The organism is Paraburkholderia sp. DHOC27 (genome assembly GCF_003429005.1).
Classification (GTDB): Bacteria; Pseudomonadota; Gammaproteobacteria; order Burkholderiales; family Burkholderiaceae; genus Paraburkholderia.
In genome coordinates, this window is record NZ_QVQV01000009.1 from 280,739 (window position 1) to 300,309 (window position 19,571).

The window sequence follows — 19,571 nt, forward strand, 5'->3', positions numbered from 1 at the left end:
GCCCGCGCGCCCCACGATATCTTCGGACCGAAGCCATGACCGAGACTCGCTCGCACTGCCTGCGCCGAACCCGAAGCTGTCTCGCCGTCGCGTTGGCCGTGGCGACGCTTGCCGCGCACGCCCAGGTGCGCGCGACGGCACCGCCCAACAGCGGCGGCGGGCAACTGCTCCAGCAGGTGCCGCAGCGGCCGCTGCAGCCGCCGCCCTCCAACCTCGATCTCACGATCCAGCCGCAGAATGCGGCGCCAACCGACAGCACGAAGACCTTCCCCGTGCGCCAGATCGAGATCACGGGCAACACGGAACTGCCCGCCGAACTGCTGCATCAGGTGGTGGCCGCGAGCGAGGGCAAGGACCTCACGCTCAGCGATCTGAATACGCTCGCCGACCGCATCAGCGACGTGTATCACGAGCACGGTTTTCCGCTCGCCACTGCCTATGTGCCCGCGCAGACCATCGACAACGGCGTGGTGCGCATCGACGTGGCCGAGGCGCGTTATGGCGGCGTTTCGCTGGACAATCAGAGCCAGGTATCGAGCCGCGTGTTGAACAACACGCTCGCGGCGCTGCAACCCGGACAGCCTGTGAGCGAAGTCACGCTCGAACGGACCTTGCTGTTGATGCAGGACATTCCGGGGGCGGTGGTGAACTCGACGCTGCGGCCCGGCGCGGCTGTGGGCACCTCCGATCTGCTCGTCGACGTCACGCCGCAGCAGCGCGTGACGGGCGACGCGGGGATCGACAACTTCGGCGACCCGTATAGCGGCCGCGTGCGCGGCAGCGCGAATCTGAATATCAACGGACCGTTCAATCAGGGCGACCTGCTCGACTTCAGCGCGCTGACCTCGGGGCCCGGCATGACCTACGGGCGCATGGATTATCGTTACCTGCTCAACGGTCAGGGCACGACGCTCGGCGCCACGGTGTCGGGGCTCAACTACCATCTGCGCAATGACCTGTCCGATCTGGATGCGCATGGCTCGGCATTCGTGGGCGGCGTGGTGCTCGCGCAGCCGCTGATCCGCAACACGCACGGCAATCTCTACGGCCAGGTGGAGTACGACTTCAGGCGTCTGAACGACAACATCGACGTGATCGGTCTGCAGAACGACCGCCACACGAATAGCGTGACCACCACGCTGGCCGGCGACGAACTCGATGCGAACGGCGTCTTCAACGGCAACATGGCGGTGACCTATGGCGTGCTGGCCGCGAACAATCTTCAGACCGACATCGTCGACCAGCTCGGCGCGAATACCGCCGGCCACTACATGAAGCTCGCGCTGTCATTGTCGCGACTCCAGCAACTCACGCGCAGCGACGCCCTTTACCTCGGTCTCTCGGGACAACTCTTGAGCACGAACCTCGATACCTCGGAGCAGTTCTACCTGGGCGGCCCCGATAGCGTGCGCGGCTACGACGTTGGCGTGCTGTCGGGGTCACGCGGTTATCTGGCGACCTTCGAATACCGCCACGACATGACGTTCCAGCAGATACCCGGCGCCTGGCAGTTTTCCGCCTTCGTCGATACGGGCTGGGTGGAGGAGTACAAGAACACCTTCGTGCCCGGACCCAACAGCGGTCAGTTGAGCAGCGCGGGTTTCGGTGTGCAGTGGAACGGACCGTACAAGCTGCTGGTGACGGCGAGCGTCGCGTTCCCGTTCGGGCGCACGCCGGATATTCTCAGCGCGAGCGCCAACACATCCGTGCATTGCTGGTTGCAGGCGCGCAAGTCGTTTTAGGTGGCACTCCATCGTGACTGCGCGTGCTTGGGCGTAGCTGCGCATGTCTTTGAAAAAATTCGGCGCGCAAGCCGCACGGCCTAGCGAAACGCGTACGCTACCCCTGCACCAAACGTGAGCTGGTTTCTCGTGCCGCGCTGAACCACGATCGGGCTGTCGCCCGCCGGACCCGTCAACCGTTGATAGAAAACCATCGCACCCGCATACCAGCTCGGGTTGATCTGGTAGATACAGGCGAGCCAGCTGGTGATCTGTTCGATTCCCGGTGACGCGCTGTAGACAGGCAGACCGCTGCGCGCGGAGTCTTCTCCGGTGACGCCGAAGTAAGTGTCGTTAAAGCCACCGCTTGCCCAGCTCGCGCCCAGTCCGGCACCCGTAAACACGCGGGTGGACAAGGGCACCCAAGCGCTGCCGTTCAGCGACACGCGCGAGCCCGTATAAACGTAGCCGGCATTGGTCGTCACCGTCAGCTCGCCGCGCAGACGGTAAGGGATCGTGCCGCCGTGCAGATATTCGTAGCCGACGAAGCCGCCGCCTTCGACGGTGGTGGGAATGGTGTGGATCTGCGCAACCACTGGATCGTCGACGTCATGCCGGCCGAGCCGCAAGGAGATGGCCGGCCCCCACTCGAAGCCGCTGCTGCCGCCGAAATCGAATTGCGCATACGGGCCGTACCATTCGAACAGTTGACCGGACGCGGTCGTATAGCGCAGCCCGGGGATGGCGCCAACCATGCGCTCGTTGCCGCCCGCATACTCGGTGGTGGTGCCGAGGCCGCCGCCGATCATGTTCGGCAGCACGCTGGGCAAGTCGACCGGGCCGGCCAGCGCGCGCGGCGCCACGCAGATGCTCAGCATGATCGACGCGAGGCACGACCCGCGACATGCAAAAACGCGTCCCCTATGCTTCATAGATCCTCGCACAACGATGGCAGCTCGCCGTAAAGTCCCATGAATACAGGCTTTTTTGTCACTGCGATACTGCGCAGAACGAATCAAGGCGCCAATGCGACATTGCCCCAAATACCTATGGTCCTGCGAATCCTGGATGCCTCACAATGCCCGACGGGTTACCGCGCGCTCCGGCTCGGCGCGCTATCACGGCCATGAAAGATGAATCACCCCGCCGCGTTGCCGTTCTCGATCCGGTGGACCGGGTCTCGGAGATCATTTTCGGCGTGCTCATGGCGCTCACGTTCAGCGGCACCTTGAGCGTCGCGACCGCCGGCCGTCACGAGGTCCGCACGATGATGCTGACCGCGCTCGGCTGCAACATTGCATGGGGGCTCACCGACGCGGTGATGTACCTGGTGCGTACCTTCAGCGAACGGCACCGCAAGGTCCGCTTGCTGCGACGCCTGCACGCCACGCAGGACCGCGCCAAAGTGCACGCGCTGCTGACGGATGCTCTCCCGCCGCTGTTTGCGGCCGACCCGCCGGCGGATCTGCTCGACGGATTGCATCGCAGGCTGCTCACTTATCCGATCCCGGGCGATCGTCTCGTCGCGAGCGACTACTACGCTGCGCTCGGCGTTTTCGTGCTCGTAGTGCTCGCGACTTTTCCGGTGGTGCTGCCGTTCATCTTCATCTCGAAGACAGCGCTCGCGCTGCGCGTCTCGAACCTGCTCGCGCTCGCCACGCTGTTCGTCTGCGGCTGCGCGCTTGGCCGGTACACCACCGAAAAAGCGTGGCCTTATGGACTGGCCATGACCGCCATTGGCGCGATTCTGGTCGTCATCATCATTGCGCTGGGCGGTTGATGTGTCGCTGCACGCGTTTCAGCCCGCGCCGTGCTCACGCATGATCCGCGCGGTGATGGTGCGGCCCTTCCACATGATGTTCCCGGAACAATGGGCCGCGCGTCACTGCGCGGATTTCACGGACGAGGCGGGCATATCGGGAGTTGGCTGGGCGGTATCGGGCCCGGCGTCGAAACTGCCGCCCGCCGCGAGATAGAGGTTGGCAAGCTGCATGCGTTGCTCGCTTTGCACGCGCAGCAGCGTCGAGCGTGACGACGCATACACGAGTTCCTGCTGCGCGACCGCCCGCAGATCACCTGAGCCGACCCGATAGCGGACCTTTTGCAGCGCGAACAGGTTTTGATTCTCGGCGACTGCATTCGAGATCAACGTCTCGCGCTCCCGCAACGCCGCTTCCGCCGACAGCGCGTTTTCCACTTCGCCGAACGCCTGCAACGCGACCTGCCCGTAACTAGCCAGGGCCTGGTTCTGTTCGGCAGACCGCAGGTCCGCCTGCGCCTTCAGCGCGCCGCCCTGAAACAGCGGCAGCATGATGCCGGCGCCCGCGCTCCACGTCGGATTGTCGCGATCAGCCAGCAGGAACAATTCGCTCGATACGCTCAGCAAACCCGCGGTCAACGTCACGCGCGGCAGCCGCGCGGCGTTGGCCTGTTGCTGCAGATCGAAGGCTGCCGAGATGCGGCGTTGCGCGGCGATTACATCCGGGCGCCGCTCCAGCAGTTGCGCCGGCACACCCACCGAGAGCGTGTCCGGCAGCGCGCCGAACTGCGAGGGCACGGCGAGTTCCGCTGCGGGATAGCGTCCCAGCAGCAATTCGAGCGCCCGCACCGACTGGTCTCTGGCCTGGCGAAGCTGCCGCGCGCTGTCCCGGTAGGTTTGCGTCGCCACCTCGGCGCTGCCGACATCGATCTCGGTGCCGCGGCCAATCCGCAAGCGCTGTTGCGCCAGTTCGTGAAGCTCATCGGCGTAGCGAATCATCTCGAGCGCGAGGTCGTACTGCATCTGCGCTTCGATCGCGCCAAACCACGCTTTCACCACCAGCGCCGCAATGGATTGCCGCGCGTATTCGGCGTCCGCCAGTGCCGACGCATACTGGTCCTGCGCAGCCCGTGCGCCATAGCGCACGCGTCCCCACAGATCGACTTCCCATGACGCGGTGACGAGCCATCCCCTGAGACCGGACCCATCGCCGCCGAGCTTGCCGCCGGGCCGGGCGAGAAAACTGGCCGCGGGATACAGCTCGCCGCCCGCCACTCGCACGGAGGCTGTGGCCTCCTCGACCCGCGCCGCGGCGACGCGCAGATTCGCGTTATAGGTAATCGCTTCCGCAACCAGCGCGTTTAACTGCGGGTCGTTGAAGGAAGCCAGCCAGTTGGGTTGCAGCTCGCCAGCGGTCATGCCATCTGCGGTCCAGGCTGCCGGCACGCGCGCGTTGGCGAGGCTCGACTTCTGGATATCCGCCGCTCCTGGCGGATCCTTGAGCGCGCACCCGTACACCGCAAGGAGCACCCATGCGATGAGAGCAGCGTGTTTGCGCGCGTGCAGAGTCATATCTTCAGCACGAGGTAGTTGATATACGAGCCCACCCGAATGATCACCTTGCGAAGAATCTGGATTTCCTCCAGATGATCGGTATAGATGGCCGCATGTCCGCGCGCGCCTGCCGCCAGAAACATGTCGCGATCTTCGGGCAGGATTTCCAGCCTCACGGCGAAACGCCCCGGCGGCGTGGGCTCGGTGCCGGTCAACGGCAACAGGCCGCCAGGGGTGAGCTGGCCCTGCCCCTGGGCCCAGACAATCGACACCACCTGGGCCTTGAGGACCTTGCCGGGAATCGTCCTGAGCGCGATCTCCGCCTCGTCGCCGGGCGCCACCATGCGCAATTCGTTTTGATCGAACAGCGCCACCACCTGGTAGTCGTTCTCGACAAAACTCATGGCCGGATTCTGCAACAGCGGCGTCACGATCGAGCCCGGACGCAGTTGCAGATTGATGACGGTGCCATCGGCGGGCGCGACCACCGTGGTTTGCGACAGGTCCCACTTCGCGGATTCGAGTTGCGCGCGAATCTGCGCGACTTCGGCCTGATCGTTGTCCACCGTGGCGCCTAACAGCGCGCGCACCTGCGCTTCCTGGGCCTTCGCGCCAGCCAGATCGGCCTGCAGGGATTTGAGGTCGGTCTGCGCCTGCTCGAGTGCGAAGCGGTCACCGGCACCATGCGCGACCAGTTCCTTGTTTTCCTGCACGCGCCTCATGGCCAGATCGATTTGCGAGCGCACGGCGGTGCTCTTCGCACTTGCCGCCGCCAGATCTTCCGTACGCTTGCGTGCCGAGCCCTGCGCGTTGACCAGTTGCGCTTCGAGCGCCTTCACCTGCAACTGGAACGGCGTCGGATCGATCCTGAAGAGGACGTCGCCTTTGTGGATGGCGGTATTGCCCGTAATCGGCACGTCGATCACACGGCCGCGCACCTGCGGCACCACCTGTACCACGTAGCGGATCACGCGCACGTCTTCGGAAGACGGCGCCACCACGTTGAGTGTCAGGACAAGCACGGTCAGCGCGATGATGGGCAGAACGATCGTGATCGACCCGGTGACGATGTTCCACGGCAGCAGTTTGAACTTCGAAAAGATCAGCCACGCAATGGAGGCGTAGATGGCGAGCAGGAGTAGTTCCATCAGGCCGCCCCTTTGTGCGCGCTCGCGGCGGCCATGTTGCTGGCCTGAATGACGCCGAGTTCATCGCGCACGCGCTGCAGTTCGGGGGGCAGGATTCGTTTCTCGGCAATCGCATCCAGCTCGCCGAGTATGTAGCGCAATTCATCCGGCGCCAGCTCCCCTCGTTTCGCCTTGTGGCTGGCCTCGACGAAAAAGTCGTCGTGCTTGTCGGTGCCGTAGGCAATGCGATAGCCGAGCGGCTTCAGAAATACCCAGAGCCATGCAATGGGCCACAACAGTCCCCCGAACACCAGAGACAGGAAACACAGCGTCTGGATGGCCGCCTTCTGGGGATGCTGGTTACGTTCGGCAATCTTTTCCGGCAACACGTGGATCATCAGCACGATGGCGACGCCCGCGATGGGCACGACGATGATCACGAAGATGGCCAGGTAGTCAGCAATCGTATCGACGGTTTTGCTCGGGGCATGCGCGAACGCGAGCGGCGAGCAGAGGAACAGGAAAATGCCAACGAGTCTGATGACCGCGTTCATCTTGGGGCCCCCTGGAGCTAACGGCCAACTGTGCGATGCAATTTCCTGCGGGTCTGCTTGGGTTTGCTTATGTCTATTTGCGTATGTTTGAAACAAAAATGAATGCGAACAACCCTAATCAAGCTGCACTCACGGTATGCGTTTTATTTCCTAAACTATTAGCGAATTTCTCTTGTTTATCAAGTTCTGCTTGATGTCTTCCGGATCGAAAATTCCGGATGAAGTCGTATTGCCCGCATAAAGACGCGCTGCTTTTAATTACCAGATTAAAACAGCCTGTTCGTCCTCAAAGCGATCCTCATTCCTTCTCCGGCATCGCTGAAGAATGGTGGCTGGTAATCAGCCATTGCTTTCCATCCCAGTGATACGTGTAGGTATAGCGCGCCTGCACGACGGCGCCCGTTCTTGCGAACGTGAAGGTGTAAAGCCCCGCATCCACGGCGGAATTGCAGCCTAGCTCGATAAAACGGAAGTCGATCTTGCCGGACGGCCGATCCTGGAGAAACTTCTGGAAGTACGCTTCTTTCTCGGCCACCGTCAGACGCGGCTGGTTGGATACGGTTGGCAGGAGAATGGAGTGTTCCGCGTAGTTGGCCACCACCTGGTGCGGATCGCCGGTTTGCAGCGACTGATTCCATCGGTCGAAGAGCGCGGCGATTTCCTGCTCGGAGGTGGCTTTACAGCTTTCGGAGCGCGCCGCCGACATATCGTTCGACGCGCCCTGGTTCGCGGCGCACCCCGCTAACGCGAACGCAAGGACCCCAACGGCACATAGCTTCATGGTCGCTATCTCCGGTTAGTCAGTGGGAGAAGGCACAACGCTTGAAACGACGCTTGAAGTATGGTCAATCCCGCGCGGCTTAGCCACATCTGGCGCACGTAATTCAGCGATTTTTGTTTGACTGAGTGTTGACCTGAGTGTTGGCCTGGGTGTTGGCCTGGGTGTTGGCCTGAATGCTTACCCGGAGCGGGGTTTGCCCTACCGTACAACGCGTTTGCCCTTTACCCTGATAGCGAATTCCCTGGGAAGCGGCACCCTGCGCCCGCCGCTTCCCACCTGCCATGCCCGTGCTCAGGACACCGCAACGCGACCCTTCAGCAGATCGGCGCCCTTCTCGCCAATCATGATCGACCCGGCATTCGTGTTCGAAGACGGCATGGTCGGCATGATCGACGAGTCGATCACGCGCAGCCGCTGCACGCCACGCACGCGCAACTGCGGATCGACCACCGAGGCGGCATCGCCACCCATACGACAGGTGCCGATGGGATGCCACGACGTTTGTCCGCATTGCTTGATGTAATCCAGCAGACCGTCGTCATCGTTCACGTCGACACCGGGTCGCGTCTCGCGCTTCACGTACTCGCGCATGGCCGGCTGCTCGATGACCTTGCGCGACAGCCGCAGCGCGTCCAGCATGGCGCGCGTGTCCTCGTCGTGCGTAAGGTAGTTCGGCTCGATGACCGGATCGACCAGTGGGTCCGGGCAGCTCGCGTGCAGCCAGCCTTTGGATTGCGGCCGCAACTGGAAGAAGCCAACCTGAAAACCCGGGAACGGGTCGACGCTGTAGCGATCCGGGCCGCTCATCAGATGAATCTGGATCTTCACTTCGGGGCGCGTCTGCTCCGCGCGGGTCTTTGCCTGCGCATGCACCGTGGCCGACGGCGTCGCCATGAAGCCATCGCGTGTCAGCAGATAATTGGCGCCCATCAGCAGGGTGCGCCATTTGCTGCCCAGCACTTCGTTGATCGTAATGGACTGCGAACATTCGAAGGTCACACGTGCCTGCAAATGGTCGCGCAGATTTTCCCCCACCTCGGGCGCGTCGTGGATCACTGGTACGTTAAGGCCCTGCAGACGGCTGGCCTGTCCAATGCCCGACAGTTCCAGGATGTGCGGCGTCTTGATCGGGCCACTCGACAGCACGACTTCGCACCGCGCGCGTGCGGTCCTGATCTGCCCACCCTGAAGGTATTCGACACCCACCGCCGTTTTACCTTCGAACAACACGCGTGTCACATGCGCCTCGACCTGGAAGTCGAGATTGCTGCGCTGTCTGGAAGTGGTCAGATAGCCCAGCGCCGTGCTGCAACGCCGGCCATTGCGGGTCGACAGTTGCAGGAAATTCACGCCCTCGTAGCTTGCGCCGTTGTAGTCCTCGGCGAGCGGAATGCCGGCTTGCTGGCAGGCCGACACAAACGCATCGGACAGCGCGTGACGGCGGCTGTCGCGCAGATCCGTCACAGAGATCGGGCCGTTGCGGCCGCGGTACTGGTCGGTGCCGCGCTTGCTCGACTCCAGACGCTTGAAGTACGGCAGGCAATCCTGATACGACCAGCCACTGCAACCCGCGGCGGCCCAGCCGTCGTATTCACGCGGGTCGCCACGCACGTAGATCATGCCGTTCACCGAACTCGATCCGCCCGGCAGCTTGCCATGCGGCCAATAGATTTCCTGACCCGCCAGGCTCTTTTGCGGCACGGTCTTCGATTGCCACACGTAGTTGGCATCGCCGAGAATCTTCGCGACGCCAACCGGGGTCTTGACCCAGAAATCCTGGTCGCGCGGCTGCCCGGCTTCCAGCAGCAACACGCGGGTTGCGGCGTCTTCGGTCAGACGGGTTGCAAGCGTGGCGCCGGACGAACCCGCTCCCACGACGATGTAGTCATACTCAGCGACGCTCATGCGACGGCTCCTCGCCGGCTTGCGGCAATATCAGATGTTATGGATTCCTGCGCATTGCCGAAGGACGATGCGCAAAAGTGAGGCAGAGGGTCACGTCATACCGGTCGTGTCGTGGACGGTGCCGGGTCCGGCCGCGCGCCACTCAGACGGTGCGCCGATCTTGCGGGATCCAGGCAGAACATGCCGATCACGCCGCCCACCATCAACATGCAGCCGCTGATCGCAAAGCCCTGTTCGTAGCCGGTGGCCACGGACCCGGTAGCGACCTCGACGAGCCGGCCGGTGACGACCGGCGCCATCACGCCCGCAATCGACGCAATGGAGTTGTCGATGGCGAGGACGGCGCCGCGTTGCGCGCCAGGCGTCACCTCGGCGAGGATGGCCGGCCCGAGCGAATAGATGACCGGCGTCATGCCGAAGGCGACGGCAACCAGCACGACCTTCTGGATGTTGCTCAGATCGAGCGCCAGCAGCAGGCACAGCAGCACACCCGCCACGGCCAGCACGATGCTGGCGAACACGCCGCGTGCCGTGCGCGACGCGACGCCTGCGGCGAGCAGACGCTGTGACCACCACGACAGTCCCACGCTGATTGGCGTGCCGATCAGCACCACCAGCGCGAACAACCGGCCGGCGGCGACAGCGTCGTAGCCGAGGCCCTTTTGCAAATAGCTCGGCAGCCAGGTGAGCACCAGTGCGAGGGTCCAGTAGGCGACGAAATGCAGCAGGAAGTTGCCGAGCACCGTACGGTCGGCCAGCAGTTTCCGGTACGGCACACGCGCAGCAACCTCCTGCCCCGACACCGTCCCGGCCGGGCTCGCGCCAATCGTCCCTTCCGCACCGAAGAGCAGCCACAGCACGGCCCACACCACGCCCACCAGCCCCAGTGCAATGAAATTGGCGCGCCAGCCCCAGTGCGCCGTAATGAGCGGAATCGAAAAACCCGCCAGCAGCAGACCGACGGTCGCGCCCTGCCCGATCATCGAAAGCGGCAAGCTGCGCCGGCTGTCGGGAAACCACTTGAAACAGGCGTGGATGGCCACTGGCCACGACGGTCCTTCGCTGATACCGAGCAGTACACGCGCAGCAATCAGCACCGTCATCGAGGTGGAATACGCGACCGGCAATTGCGAGGCGGACCACAGCACCGCCATCACCAGCAGCAGCGTACTGGCCTTGACGCGATTGGCGAGAAAGCCGCCGGTGATGCCGGAAATGGCAAACAGCCAGAAGAAGCTGCCGCCGACGATGCCGAACTGCACGGGCGTAAGCCCGAGGTCTTTCATCAGCGGCACCGCCACCAGACCGATCACGATCTTGTCGACGAAGTTGACCAGCATGAACAGGGCGAGCAATACCGCGATGCCCCACGCCCTGGCTGGTTGATAGCGCGTGCTCATAGTTGCTCCTTGCGCCGGTCGCTGCCGGTCAGCAGTGGTGATTGAAAAATCGCTTCGGACGGCACCCGCGGTGCGCGCCAAAACATCGTGCGGCGCGCCGCCCACGCAGCTCCGTCAGAAGCGGTGCCGCAGACCGACCATGACGCCGAGCTGGGTCGATTCCGCCGCGGCGCTCAAGCCGTTGAATCCCTGCGCCTGGGCACCGATCAGGCCGCCGCGATACAACGAGTAGTCCCCTTCAACATAGGTGTCGGTCCGCTTGGACAGGCTGTAATCCGCGAGCAACTGGAACTGCGTCGCGTTGCCGTTGCCGCTCACCGCCTTGCCATCCTGCAAGGTGCGCCATACGTTGGCGGAGACGAGCGTCGCGCCAGTAATCTGCTGGCTCACGCCGCCAAAGAACATCTGCCGCGACGAGAACGTATTGAACTTGAGCGCGGTCAATTGCGGCGCGGTGAACGGGCCGTTCGGGAAGTTGCCGGTGAAGCCCTGATCCTGGCGGTTCACCACCCAGCCCGCGTTGATGGTCGTGCTCGCGAACGTGTAGGCCGCGCCTGCCGTCCATGCCTTGAAGTGAGCCGAGGTATTCACGGCATCACGCGAGTCGAGGTAGGCTGCGGCGAGACGCAACCGACCCTTCGGCACGTAGGCGAGCGACGCGCCAATCTGGCTGCCCGCGCCGAACGCACCAGGCGAGCCGCCGAATGCGTAGGATAACTCCAGAGTCACGTCGTGCCAGGCCGCCGCGTATTTGGTCATGCTGCTGGTGAAGTTACCCTGCGCCATGCCGACTTCCGGACGGAACTGATAGAAGTTCTGGCTCATGTACGTGCGGCCCACCGCGTCGGCCATCGGGTTCAACTGCCGCCCGAGTGTCAGCCGGCCATACGTCGAAGACTGCAGACCCACCAGCGCGATGTCGAACAACGGGTAGCTGGGGTCGCCCACGCCGGAATTCAGAAAGAAGCGGTCTTCCAGCTGGAAGATTGCGTGCACCCCGCCGCCGACGTCCTCCGATCCGAGCATGCCGAACTCGCTCTCGCTCGCGCCGCCGTTGCCGAGCTGCACTTTCGAGTCGCCGGCCTTGTCCGCGTGCGTCGTGTAGCGAACCGCCGTATCGGTAATACCGTAGAGCGTGATCGACGACTGCGCGTGCGCCGCGAGGCCGTAACAGCCGAGCACCGCCGCTGCGGCTGCATGAAGGCTGACCTGAAGGGTTGCCTGAGCGGCAAGCCCGAATCCCCGTCGTGTTTTCAGTTTGTCCAGCATGGGTTGTCTCCGACTTTGTTTATATAAAACCTGCGATCGCTGGCTGCGATGACGCGTGCACCTGCACACGGCCTCGGCCGCACACATCGTGGAACGGGCATGAACAGGCTTCGAGGCCGCGATGCGTGGTCGCAGCGCGCCAGCAGCCCATGCCTGGAAAGGTCAGTGCGCCGGGTCAAAACGCCTGCATGGGTGCGCAGACCGGTACGCTCTGATCCGGCGGGTTACGACCGTGATGTGTCCGGGTTCGGACGCTTGATGTGCCGCGTTCATCCTGTCTCCAGCTTTTCTTTTTTGTCTCCTCGTCGTGGGTCGTGGACGCATCGCGTTCCACGCCTGCCTGACGAAGGTTTACTGCGGTCCGGCACCTGCAATTAGCTGCCGTCATCTGCCGGTGCCGGACCTACTACACGGGCATGCCGGCTGTCCCGCCGGTCACGGCCGCCACGGCCCTCGAAACAGTCCGCTACGAGCCGATACGCTCAACCCACCGACGCGTACCACACGCCCAGTTGCTCGGCCTCCATACCCATGCGCTGAAACTGACGGTCGGGCATTTCCGGTTGCTGCTGATCCGGCCCGAAGCGTGGGGCTTCCGGTTCGATTTTGAGCGCCACGAAGGTCGGCCCGGTCGCCGCCAGCAATGCAGGCAACGCATCGGCGAGCGCGCCCGGCTCGTCGAACGTATGAGCGCTTGCGTAGCCGGCTGCCAGCGCCATTGCGCAGAAATCGACCGTGTCGCCGCCCGGCACCGGCAGGTTCGACGTACCCGCGAACTGCGCACCGTTCTGGACAACGAAATGAATGAAGTTGGTCACGCCGCTATCGGCGACGGTGACGAGGCCGCCCAGCTGCATCAGCAGGCTCGCATCGCCGTCGACGATCACCACGCCCACCGCGGGATTGGCCAGCGCGAGGCCCAGCCCGAGCCCAGCCGCGCCGCCCATCAACGGCACGGAACTGAGCCGGCGTTCGGTCACGCCGAGTGCGTCGAACGCGAACATCGCGCCCATGGTCGCCACGATCACACGCTGCCCACGTGCACGCGCGATCTGCTGACAGGCTTCTCCAATTCGCATGTTTGGTTCTCCTTGCTTTTTAGTGCCACGCCACCGGGCGGCCGACAATCAAGGCCGCCGGGCCACGACGGGTGTGAGCGGCATCGAACGCGGCGGGTACCGCCTCCGCGACATCGCGCCTGCTTTCGAGGCACCAGAAAGGCACGCCCAGCGCGTTCAGCAGCGGTTCGAGCAGATTGACCACCCGTCGACGCGAGGCGGTACCGGGATGCCCGAAGTTGTCGTGCTCGCGGCCGAACTGCCCGATCATCAGCACGGTGGGAATCTGCGCGTCGAGCGCCACGGCGCGAATCGTGTTGACGCAGGCGTAGAAACCCTGGTTCTGCATCACGACGACGGGGCGCTGGCCGGCAATGGTGAGACCCGCCGCCACGCAAACCGCCTGATCTTCGTTGCAGGTCCGCACGAGCCGCAGGTCGCTGTCGCCACGTTCCATGGCCTGATGCAACGCGATCTGGATGAGATCCGGCACGGTGATGAAGTGAGTCACGCTGGCCTGCTGCAACGCCGTAAGATACGTGGTCGCGCCGATGCTATGATCGTCGGACATGCCTGTCTCCTCGTTCTGATTGGATGAAAGCCAGTCTAGGGAGACCAGGTCCGCAAATCTGTAAAGAACATGACAGAAACAGTCCGTCCCTCGCAGCGCGCGCTGGCCAGCGCCGCGCTGCACCGCGCAGCATGGTTCGCCACGTGCCGGCCCGAAACGGTGGAACGCCTGCTGAAAGAAGGCACCGTGCGGCTGCTTCAACGCGGCGAAGCACTGTGCCGCCAGGGTCAACACGTAGATCACCTGTGTCTGATCGTCGACGGCACGCTGGAGGTCAGCGTGACCACCGAATCAGGCAAGCGTTTTCTGGTGCGCCATCTCGAACCCGGTCAGTTGATGAACCTGATTCCGGTGCTCGACGAACAGCCCGCCATCCACGACAGCGTGGCGCATGTCGATACGCTGGTGCTGCTGTTCGACAAGGCGCTGGTCAACGCCGTGCTCGACACGGAACCCGGCTTTGCGCGGGCGGTGATGCGCCTCTTGTGCCTGCGTTCGCGCACGCTGTATCTCGACCTCGCTGACAACAGCCTGCTCACCTTGCGGCAGCGCTGTGCGCGGGTCCTGCTCTATCTCGTCGGGCCGTGGGGCATGCCGCGTCCGGAAGGCGTGGCGATCTCGCTCAAGCTGTCGCAGGACGAATTCGCCGACATGGTGGGCCGCTCGCGCCCGGTGGTGAACCGCGAACTCAAGTTGCTCGAGCGCGAAGGCATTATCCGCACCACGTATTCTCACTTTGTGATTCTCGATCTCGCGGGTCTCGAGCGGCTGCTCGAACAGGCCTGATAACGCAAGCGGGCTGTCCGCCCGCTCACCCCTGCTCCATTGGGTACGCCTCGTCGCGGATTTCGGCAAACACCGCGCCGAGGTCAACGCGCGCCCGCGTCCTGGCTACAGCGCAAATTTGATAAAAACCAAACAGTCTGCCAGCGCAAACTCGCGCACCATGACGTCGAAGTTTTGCCGTTAAATCGGCCGTTAAACCGGCCGTCACCCCTTACCCGCGAGAACCTATGACTTCCCGGCCCTGGCTTGCTTCATATGGCAGCATCCCCGCCGACATCGACAGCCACGCGCATGATTCGGTGCTCGCCATCCTCGAAGCCGCAATGACCCGCTATGCGGACAAGACGGCCTTCGTCAGCGCGGGCCAGCGATTGAGCTATGCCGAGATCGACGCGCTCTCACGCGATTTCTGCGCGTACCTGCAAAACGCCGGCGTAAAGAAAGGCGATCGCGTGGCGGTGATGCTGCCCAATATCGCGGCCTTTCCGATCGCGATGCTCGGCATCGTCAGGGCGGGCGCCGTGCAGGTCAACGTCAACCCGCTCTACACGCCGCGCGAGCTGGAGCATCAACTCAGGGACTCGGGCAGCGAGTGCATCGTGATCTACGGCGACGCACTGCCTACGCTGGCAGCCGTGGTCGCCCATACCGCGATTCGCCAGGTGCTGGTGGCCGGGCGCCCCGCTGCCGGCGACGCGCTTGGCGCCGACCCCTCTACCGATGACTTCGCGAATGCGGTCTCGTTGCGACACGCGCTGACACGCGGCAGCGCGCTGCAACGCCAACCGGTCAGCCTCGCGCAAGACGATCTGCTGTTCCTGCAATACACGGGCGGCACGACCGGGCTTTCCAAAGGCGCGGCACTCTCGCACGGCAATCTGGTTGCCAACACCGAACAGTTCAAGGCATTCGTTGCCGACGCACTGCGCCCCGGTGAAGAGACGCTCATCACGGCGATTCCGCTGTATCACATCTTCGCGCTGATGGTGAACTTCATCGCCTACTTCTCGATCGGCGCGGAGAACTGGCTCGTGGCCAATCCGCGCGACATGGACGGCTTCATGGCGATCCTCAAAGCGGCGCGTCCAACGGTCTTCATTGGCGTCAACACGCTGTATGCGGGCATGCTTCAGCATCCGCAACTCGCGGAGGTGGACTGGTCGCGTCTGCGCATGTCGGGCGGCGGCGGCGCGGCGGTGGTGCGCAGCGTATCCGAGCGCTGGCAAGCCGTCACCGGCAGCTTTATCCGCGAGGGCTACGGCCTCTCGGAGACCTCGCCGGTGATCTCCTTCAATCCGGACTTCGTCGCGGCATTCAACGGCACCACCGGCCTGCCCCTCCCGTCAACGGACATCAAGCTGCTCGACGATCAAGACCGCGAGGTGCAGCCTGGTCAGGCGGGCGAAGTGTGCGTGAAGGGTCCGCAGGTGATGCGCGGCTACTGGGACAAGCCCGAAGTGAACGCGGTCGCCTTCACCGTGGACGGCTACTTCCGCACCGGCGATATCGGCCTGTTCGACGAGCAGGGTTTTCTCAAGATCGTGGATCGCAAGAAGGACATGATCATCGTGTCCGGCTTCAACGTGTACCCCAATGAGATCGAAGACGTGGCGAGCGCCTGCGCCGGCGTCGCCGAATGCGCATGCGTTGGCATGGCCGACGAGAAAACCGGCGAGGCGGTCGCGCTGTTCGTGGTCAGGACCAGCCAGGGCACGTTGACGGAACAGGACCTCATCGCGCATTGCCGCACCCATCTCGCGGCCTACAAGGTGCCGAAGCGGGTGCACCTCGTCGACACGCTGCCCAAGTCGACGGTGGGCAAAATCCTGCGGCGCGAACTGCGCAAGGCCGAGGACCCCGCCGCCGCTCGCTGCCCTTTACCCTGATAGTCAATTGCCCGGGAATATTTCATCCTTGCGAGGCTGAGCGTCGCCAGCTTATCCGTTACGCATGCACGGATAAAACCTTCCCGAAAGGCATGACGATGGCACCTTCCCGCAGAGACTTTCACCGCGTAAGCATGGCTGCCCTGGCGGCGGTTGGGGGAATCGCAGCCGGCGGAAAGATTCCCGAGGCCCGGGCCGAGGAAGCGTCGACGCCGCTCGCTTCCGGCGCGGGCAGCCCCATGCAGCCGCTGGGTGGCCAGCCTCCCGCCGGTTCGACTGCATCGGTCAAGGATTTCGACTACCAGATCAAGTATCAGCGTGCGTTCGAAGCGGTGCTCTGGAACATGCCCGCCATTGCCATCTACAGCTTCCGGCGGGCCGCCTTCGACGAACTGGGTGTCAAGGACAACGACATCATTTCGTACTCGGCCCCGGCCACGCCGAAGCTCGAAGCGATCACGGCGAACAGCACGACACCCTACATCACCGCGTTTACCGATCTGCGCAAAGGTCCTGCGGTGCTGGAGGTGCCGGCTGCCAGTCCGGAAGGCAGCGTCTACGGCCAGGTGGTGGACGCCTGGCAATTCACGATCGCGGACGTAGGGCCCTCCGGCCTCGACAAGGGTAAAGGCGCGAAGTTTCTGTTCACGGGACCCGGCTACAAGGGCCCTGTTCCCAAGGGATATCTTCACGTCGCCTCACCGAACTACAGGATCGCGCTCGCGTTCCGCTCCGTGCGTGCGCCCGGCAAGAGCGCGACGGATGCCTACCACTATGCCCAGCGGCTGCGCATGTACTATCTTGCGGAGGCCGCGCATCCGCCAAAGCAGCGTTTCATCGACCCCATTCACGATCGCTATCCGACCTTGCCGTTCTTCGATGAACGTCATTTCGACGACATGTACGCCATCATGAGTGTCGAGCCGGTCAACCCGCATGACAAGATCATGATGGGCATGCTCACCTCGCTTGGCATTGAAAAGGGCAAGCCGTTTGCGCCGGACGACACGACGAAGAAGGCCATGCGTCAGGCCGCCATCGACGCGTGGTTTTATCTGCAGTACTGGTTCGACCATTTTCCGCGCGAAAAGCTGTTCTGGCCGGACCGGCACTATGCGTCGCTGCTGCAGGCGGACGACAACCAGACCTTTACTTTCGTGTACGACGACAGGATCGACCTGATCAATCGCGCGGCCGAATACTTCTGGTGCACCTACATGCCGCGCGTGCTGAGCGCCGATCCCGCCACCCAGTATCTGATGGCCCTGGCCGACAGCAACGGCAATCTTCTCGAGGCCGGCAAGCTGTACAAGCTGGACGTGCCAGCGCAGATGCCCGTCAAGCAGTTCTGGGCACTGACGGTCTATGACCGCGCCACCAACGCCTTCATTTATAGCGAGTCCAACCGCACGACGCTCTCGTCCTACGATCTCGACACGATGAAGAAAAACGCCGATGGCGGCGTCACGCTCTACGTCGGGCCGCAGGCTCCCGAGGGTCTGGAGTCCAACTGGATTCCGACTGCGGGCAGACGTCCTTTGCCCGCGATGCGTCTTTACGGACCCACTGAAGCGATCAACAGCAAGACCTTCAAACTGGCGGATTTTCAACTCGCCTGACGTAACGGGAGCACCGTCATGCATGCATCGCAATTCGCACTCCGGAGAACCGTGGCGAGCACGCTCGTCGCGCTGGCTGTGGTGGGCTACTCCCCGCTGGGCCTCGCTCAATCACAGCAGTCACCCGCTCAGGCGCTGGCCGCGAGCCGCGACGCGCTCGCCGACGCGCCGTTTTCCGGGGACTTTCCCACCGCGGAATCCGCTGAACTGCTGCGCGACGAGCTGTACTTTCAGCGCGCCGTGCAGGTCTATCTGTGGTCGTTGCCCGCCGTGAACATGTTCGCGATGAAGGAAGGCTCCGAGAAGGTCTACGGCGCGGGCTACAACGTGCTGCCGGTCTGGAAGGAACGCCTCAACGCACGCACGCAGGTCACCACGCCGAACTCCGATTGCCTGTACGCGATGACCTACGTCAACATCGCCAAGGACGGACCGATCGTGGTCGAAGTGCCGCCGCGAAATCAGGGCATTCTGGATGATTTTTTTCAGCGCCCGCTCTCGGGTCCCACCATTGGCGGCAAAACCTATAGCGGCGATTTTGGCTTCGCCGGCCCCGACGGCGGCAAAGGCGGCAAGTACCTGATCGTGCCGTGGAACTACAAGGGGGCGGCGCCGAAAGGCTATTACCTTTATCGCTCTCGCACCAACAACGTGTTCGTGTTTTACCGCGGTTTCTTCACTGACCCGAAAGACCTGAAACCCGCTAACGCGCTGATCGCGGGCACGCGTATCTATCCCTACGGCAAGAAGGATTCCGCCGCGCCCATGCAGTTCCCGGATGGATCGACCACACCCGCCGACATGCTGTTCCCGCATGACGGCAGCTACTTCGACATGCTGGCCCGGTTCGTCGATCAGGAGACCGTCGATCCTGCCGACATGGACTGGCGCGGCATGATGGCGGCCATCGGCATTGAGAAAGGCAAGCCGTTCCAGCCCACCGATCATCAGCGCGAACTGCTGGACAAGGCGGCCAAAACCGCCTTCAAGATGAGCAAAGTGGAGATATGGAATGGCCTCGTCGATCAGCCCGGCGGTCGATACTATCCCGACCGGCAATGGGAAAACGTCTTTGCTGGCCAGAATCCACTGTTCCAGGCGAGCGGGTCATTTACCAACCTGGGGCAACGAGACGCGTACTTCACGACGGCCTATGCGACGAGCCCAGGCATGGTGGTCGATCTCGTCGAAAAAGGCGCGAAATATCCGTCCACCTGGCGCGATGCCGACGGCAATTTCCTGGAGGGCGGCACCAGCTATCAGCTTCATCTGCCGCCCGATATTCCTGCCGCGAACTTCTGGTCGGTCACGGTGTATGACTCGATCAACGCATCAGGACTGCAGAACGGCCAGCCGCTGCCTTCCCTGAATTCAATGGACAAGCCGGCCCAGAACGCGGACGGCTCCTACGATCTCTACTTCGGCCCGAACGCCCCGGCCGGCAAGGAAGGCAACTGGGTGCGCACGGTGCCCGGCAAGGGCTATTTCATCATCCTGCGTCTGTATAGCCCCAAGCAGGCGTTCTTCGACAAGACCTGGAAGCCTGACGACGTCAAGCGCATGGCGCAATAGCAACACCCT

At 63.2% G+C, this 19,571-nt stretch carries 16 protein-coding genes; 6 read left to right on the plus strand and 10 right to left on the minus strand.

The window, feature by feature from the left end:
* Window positions 1-35 precede the first annotated feature (35 nt).
* Entirely contained in the window at window positions 36-1,742 is a 1,707-nt protein-coding gene (locus D0B32_RS27200; RefSeq protein ID WP_117337414.1) for a ShlB/FhaC/HecB family hemolysin secretion/activation protein, read from the plus strand.
* An 80-nt stretch (window positions 1,743-1,822) separates the two neighbouring features.
* Here the strand turns inward: D0B32_RS27200 and D0B32_RS27205 are convergent, their stop codons facing one another.
* A complete protein-coding gene (locus tag D0B32_RS27205; protein ID WP_259295164.1) occupies window positions 1,823-2,599 on the minus strand; it encodes a MipA/OmpV family protein in 777 nt (258 codons plus the stop codon).
* 248 nt (window positions 2,600-2,847) lie between these two features.
* On the opposite strand from D0B32_RS27205, the gene D0B32_RS27210 reads away from it, so the two are divergent.
* A complete protein-coding gene (locus D0B32_RS27210) occupies window positions 2,848-3,501 on the plus strand; it encodes a VIT1/CCC1 transporter family protein (protein WP_117337416.1) in 654 nt (217 codons plus the stop codon).
* 102 nt (window positions 3,502-3,603) lie between these two features.
* Here the strand turns inward: D0B32_RS27210 and D0B32_RS27215 are convergent, their stop codons facing one another.
* The 9 genes from D0B32_RS27215 to D0B32_RS27255 all read right to left on the minus strand — a co-directional run bounded on the left by D0B32_RS27215 (window position 3,604) and on the right by D0B32_RS27255 (window position 13,699).
* Complete coding sequence (locus tag D0B32_RS27215; RefSeq protein ID WP_117337417.1) at window positions 3,604-5,052, minus strand: efflux transporter outer membrane subunit; 1,449 nt, start codon at window positions 5,050-5,052, stop codon at window positions 3,604-3,606.
* Window positions 5,049-6,182 carry an HlyD family secretion protein gene (locus tag D0B32_RS27220; protein WP_117337418.1) on the minus strand — a complete coding sequence of 378 codons (1,134 nt, stop codon included), beginning with the start codon at window positions 6,180-6,182 and terminating at the stop codon, window positions 5,049-5,051. Before D0B32_RS27220 ends, D0B32_RS27215 begins: the two co-directional genes overlap by 4 nt.
* Window positions 6,182-6,715, minus strand: coding sequence for a DUF3302 domain-containing protein (locus D0B32_RS27225; RefSeq protein ID WP_117337419.1), 534 nt, complete (start codon window positions 6,713-6,715; stop codon window positions 6,182-6,184). Before D0B32_RS27225 ends, D0B32_RS27220 begins: the two co-directional genes overlap by 1 nt.
* A 298-nt stretch (window positions 6,716-7,013) precedes the next feature.
* Window positions 7,014-7,496 carry an SgcJ/EcaC family oxidoreductase gene (locus D0B32_RS27230; protein ID WP_117337420.1) on the minus strand — a complete coding sequence of 161 codons (483 nt, stop codon included), beginning with the start codon at window positions 7,494-7,496 and terminating at the stop codon, window positions 7,014-7,016.
* A gap of 291 nt (window positions 7,497-7,787) precedes the next feature.
* Complete coding sequence (locus D0B32_RS27235) at window positions 7,788-9,401, minus strand: GMC family oxidoreductase (protein ID WP_117337421.1); 1,614 nt, start codon at window positions 9,399-9,401, stop codon at window positions 7,788-7,790.
* Window positions 9,402-9,496: 95 nt separating this feature from the next.
* Window positions 9,497-10,801 carry an MFS transporter gene (locus D0B32_RS27240; protein ID WP_117337422.1) on the minus strand — a complete coding sequence of 435 codons (1,305 nt, stop codon included), beginning with the start codon at window positions 10,799-10,801 and terminating at the stop codon, window positions 9,497-9,499.
* Between the two features lie 114 nt (window positions 10,802-10,915).
* On the minus strand, window positions 10,916-12,070 hold the full coding sequence (locus D0B32_RS27245; RefSeq protein WP_117337423.1) for a porin: 1,155 nt from the start codon (window positions 12,068-12,070) through the stop codon (window positions 10,916-10,918).
* Between the two features lie 482 nt (window positions 12,071-12,552).
* Entirely contained in the window at window positions 12,553-13,149 is a 597-nt protein-coding gene (locus D0B32_RS27250; protein WP_117337424.1) for a thiamine pyrophosphate-dependent enzyme, read from the minus strand.
* A 19-nt stretch (window positions 13,150-13,168) separates the two neighbouring features.
* Window positions 13,169-13,699 (minus strand): thiamine pyrophosphate-binding protein, encoded by a 531-nt coding sequence (locus D0B32_RS27255; protein ID WP_117337425.1) that lies wholly within the window; start codon window positions 13,697-13,699, stop codon window positions 13,169-13,171.
* Window positions 13,700-13,768: 69 nt separating this feature from the next.
* Between D0B32_RS27255 and D0B32_RS27260 the strand changes: the two genes are divergently transcribed.
* From D0B32_RS27260 to D0B32_RS27275, 4 genes are all read left to right on the plus strand, one after another.
* Window positions 13,769-14,485, plus strand: a complete 717-nt coding sequence (locus D0B32_RS27260) for a Crp/Fnr family transcriptional regulator (protein ID WP_117337426.1) — start codon at window positions 13,769-13,771, stop codon at window positions 14,483-14,485.
* Window positions 14,486-14,712: 227 nt separating this feature from the next.
* Entirely contained in the window at window positions 14,713-16,371 is a 1,659-nt protein-coding gene (locus D0B32_RS27265) for an AMP-binding protein (protein WP_117337427.1), read from the plus strand.
* A gap of 134 nt (window positions 16,372-16,505) precedes the next feature.
* Window positions 16,506-17,990, plus strand: a complete 1,485-nt coding sequence (locus D0B32_RS27270; RefSeq protein WP_220444968.1) for a DUF1254 domain-containing protein — start codon at window positions 16,506-16,508, stop codon at window positions 17,988-17,990.
* A 51-nt stretch (window positions 17,991-18,041) separates the two neighbouring features.
* The gene (locus tag D0B32_RS27275; RefSeq protein ID WP_259295165.1) at window positions 18,042-19,562 is read left to right on the plus strand and encodes a DUF1254 domain-containing protein; all 1,521 of its coding nucleotides are present in this window, start codon (window positions 18,042-18,044) and stop codon (window positions 19,560-19,562) included.
* The last annotated feature ends 9 nt before the right edge of the window (window positions 19,563-19,571 follow it).

What these genes read in the sequence shown, in the direction of transcription:
- D0B32_RS27200 (WP_117337414.1), top strand. Translation starts at nt 36, where the DNA reads ATGACCGAGACTCGCTCGCACTGCCTGCGCCGAACCCGAAGCTGTCTC.
- D0B32_RS27205 (WP_259295164.1), bottom strand. Translation starts at nt 2,599, where the DNA reads ATGCTGAGCATCTGCGTGGCGCCGCGCGCGCTGGCCGGCCCGGTCGAC.
- D0B32_RS27210 (WP_117337416.1), top strand. Translation starts at nt 2,848, where the DNA reads ATGAAAGATGAATCACCCCGCCGCGTTGCCGTTCTCGATCCGGTGGAC.
- D0B32_RS27215 (WP_117337417.1), bottom strand. Translation starts at nt 5,052, where the DNA reads ATGACTCTGCACGCGCGCAAACACGCTGCTCTCATCGCATGGGTGCTC.
- D0B32_RS27220 (WP_117337418.1), bottom strand. Translation starts at nt 6,182, where the DNA reads ATGGAACTACTCCTGCTCGCCATCTACGCCTCCATTGCGTGGCTGATC.
- D0B32_RS27225 (WP_117337419.1), bottom strand. Translation starts at nt 6,715, where the DNA reads ATGAACGCGGTCATCAGACTCGTTGGCATTTTCCTGTTCCTCTGCTCG.
- D0B32_RS27230 (WP_117337420.1), bottom strand. Translation starts at nt 7,496, where the DNA reads ATGAAGCTATGTGCCGTTGGGGTCCTTGCGTTCGCGTTAGCGGGGTGC.
- D0B32_RS27235 (WP_117337421.1), bottom strand. Translation starts at nt 9,401, where the DNA reads ATGAGCGTCGCTGAGTATGACTACATCGTCGTGGGAGCGGGTTCGTCC.
- D0B32_RS27240 (WP_117337422.1), bottom strand. Translation starts at nt 10,801, where the DNA reads ATGAGCACGCGCTATCAACCAGCCAGGGCGTGGGGCATCGCGGTATTG.
- D0B32_RS27245 (WP_117337423.1), bottom strand. Translation starts at nt 12,070, where the DNA reads ATGCTGGACAAACTGAAAACACGACGGGGATTCGGGCTTGCCGCTCAG.
- D0B32_RS27250 (WP_117337424.1), bottom strand. Translation starts at nt 13,149, where the DNA reads ATGCGAATTGGAGAAGCCTGTCAGCAGATCGCGCGTGCACGTGGGCAG.
- D0B32_RS27255 (WP_117337425.1), bottom strand. Translation starts at nt 13,699, where the DNA reads ATGTCCGACGATCATAGCATCGGCGCGACCACGTATCTTACGGCGTTG.
- D0B32_RS27260 (WP_117337426.1), top strand. Translation starts at nt 13,769, where the DNA reads ATGACAGAAACAGTCCGTCCCTCGCAGCGCGCGCTGGCCAGCGCCGCG.
- D0B32_RS27265 (WP_117337427.1), top strand. Translation starts at nt 14,713, where the DNA reads ATGACTTCCCGGCCCTGGCTTGCTTCATATGGCAGCATCCCCGCCGAC.
- D0B32_RS27270 (WP_220444968.1), top strand. Translation starts at nt 16,506, where the DNA reads ATGGCTGCCCTGGCGGCGGTTGGGGGAATCGCAGCCGGCGGAAAGATT.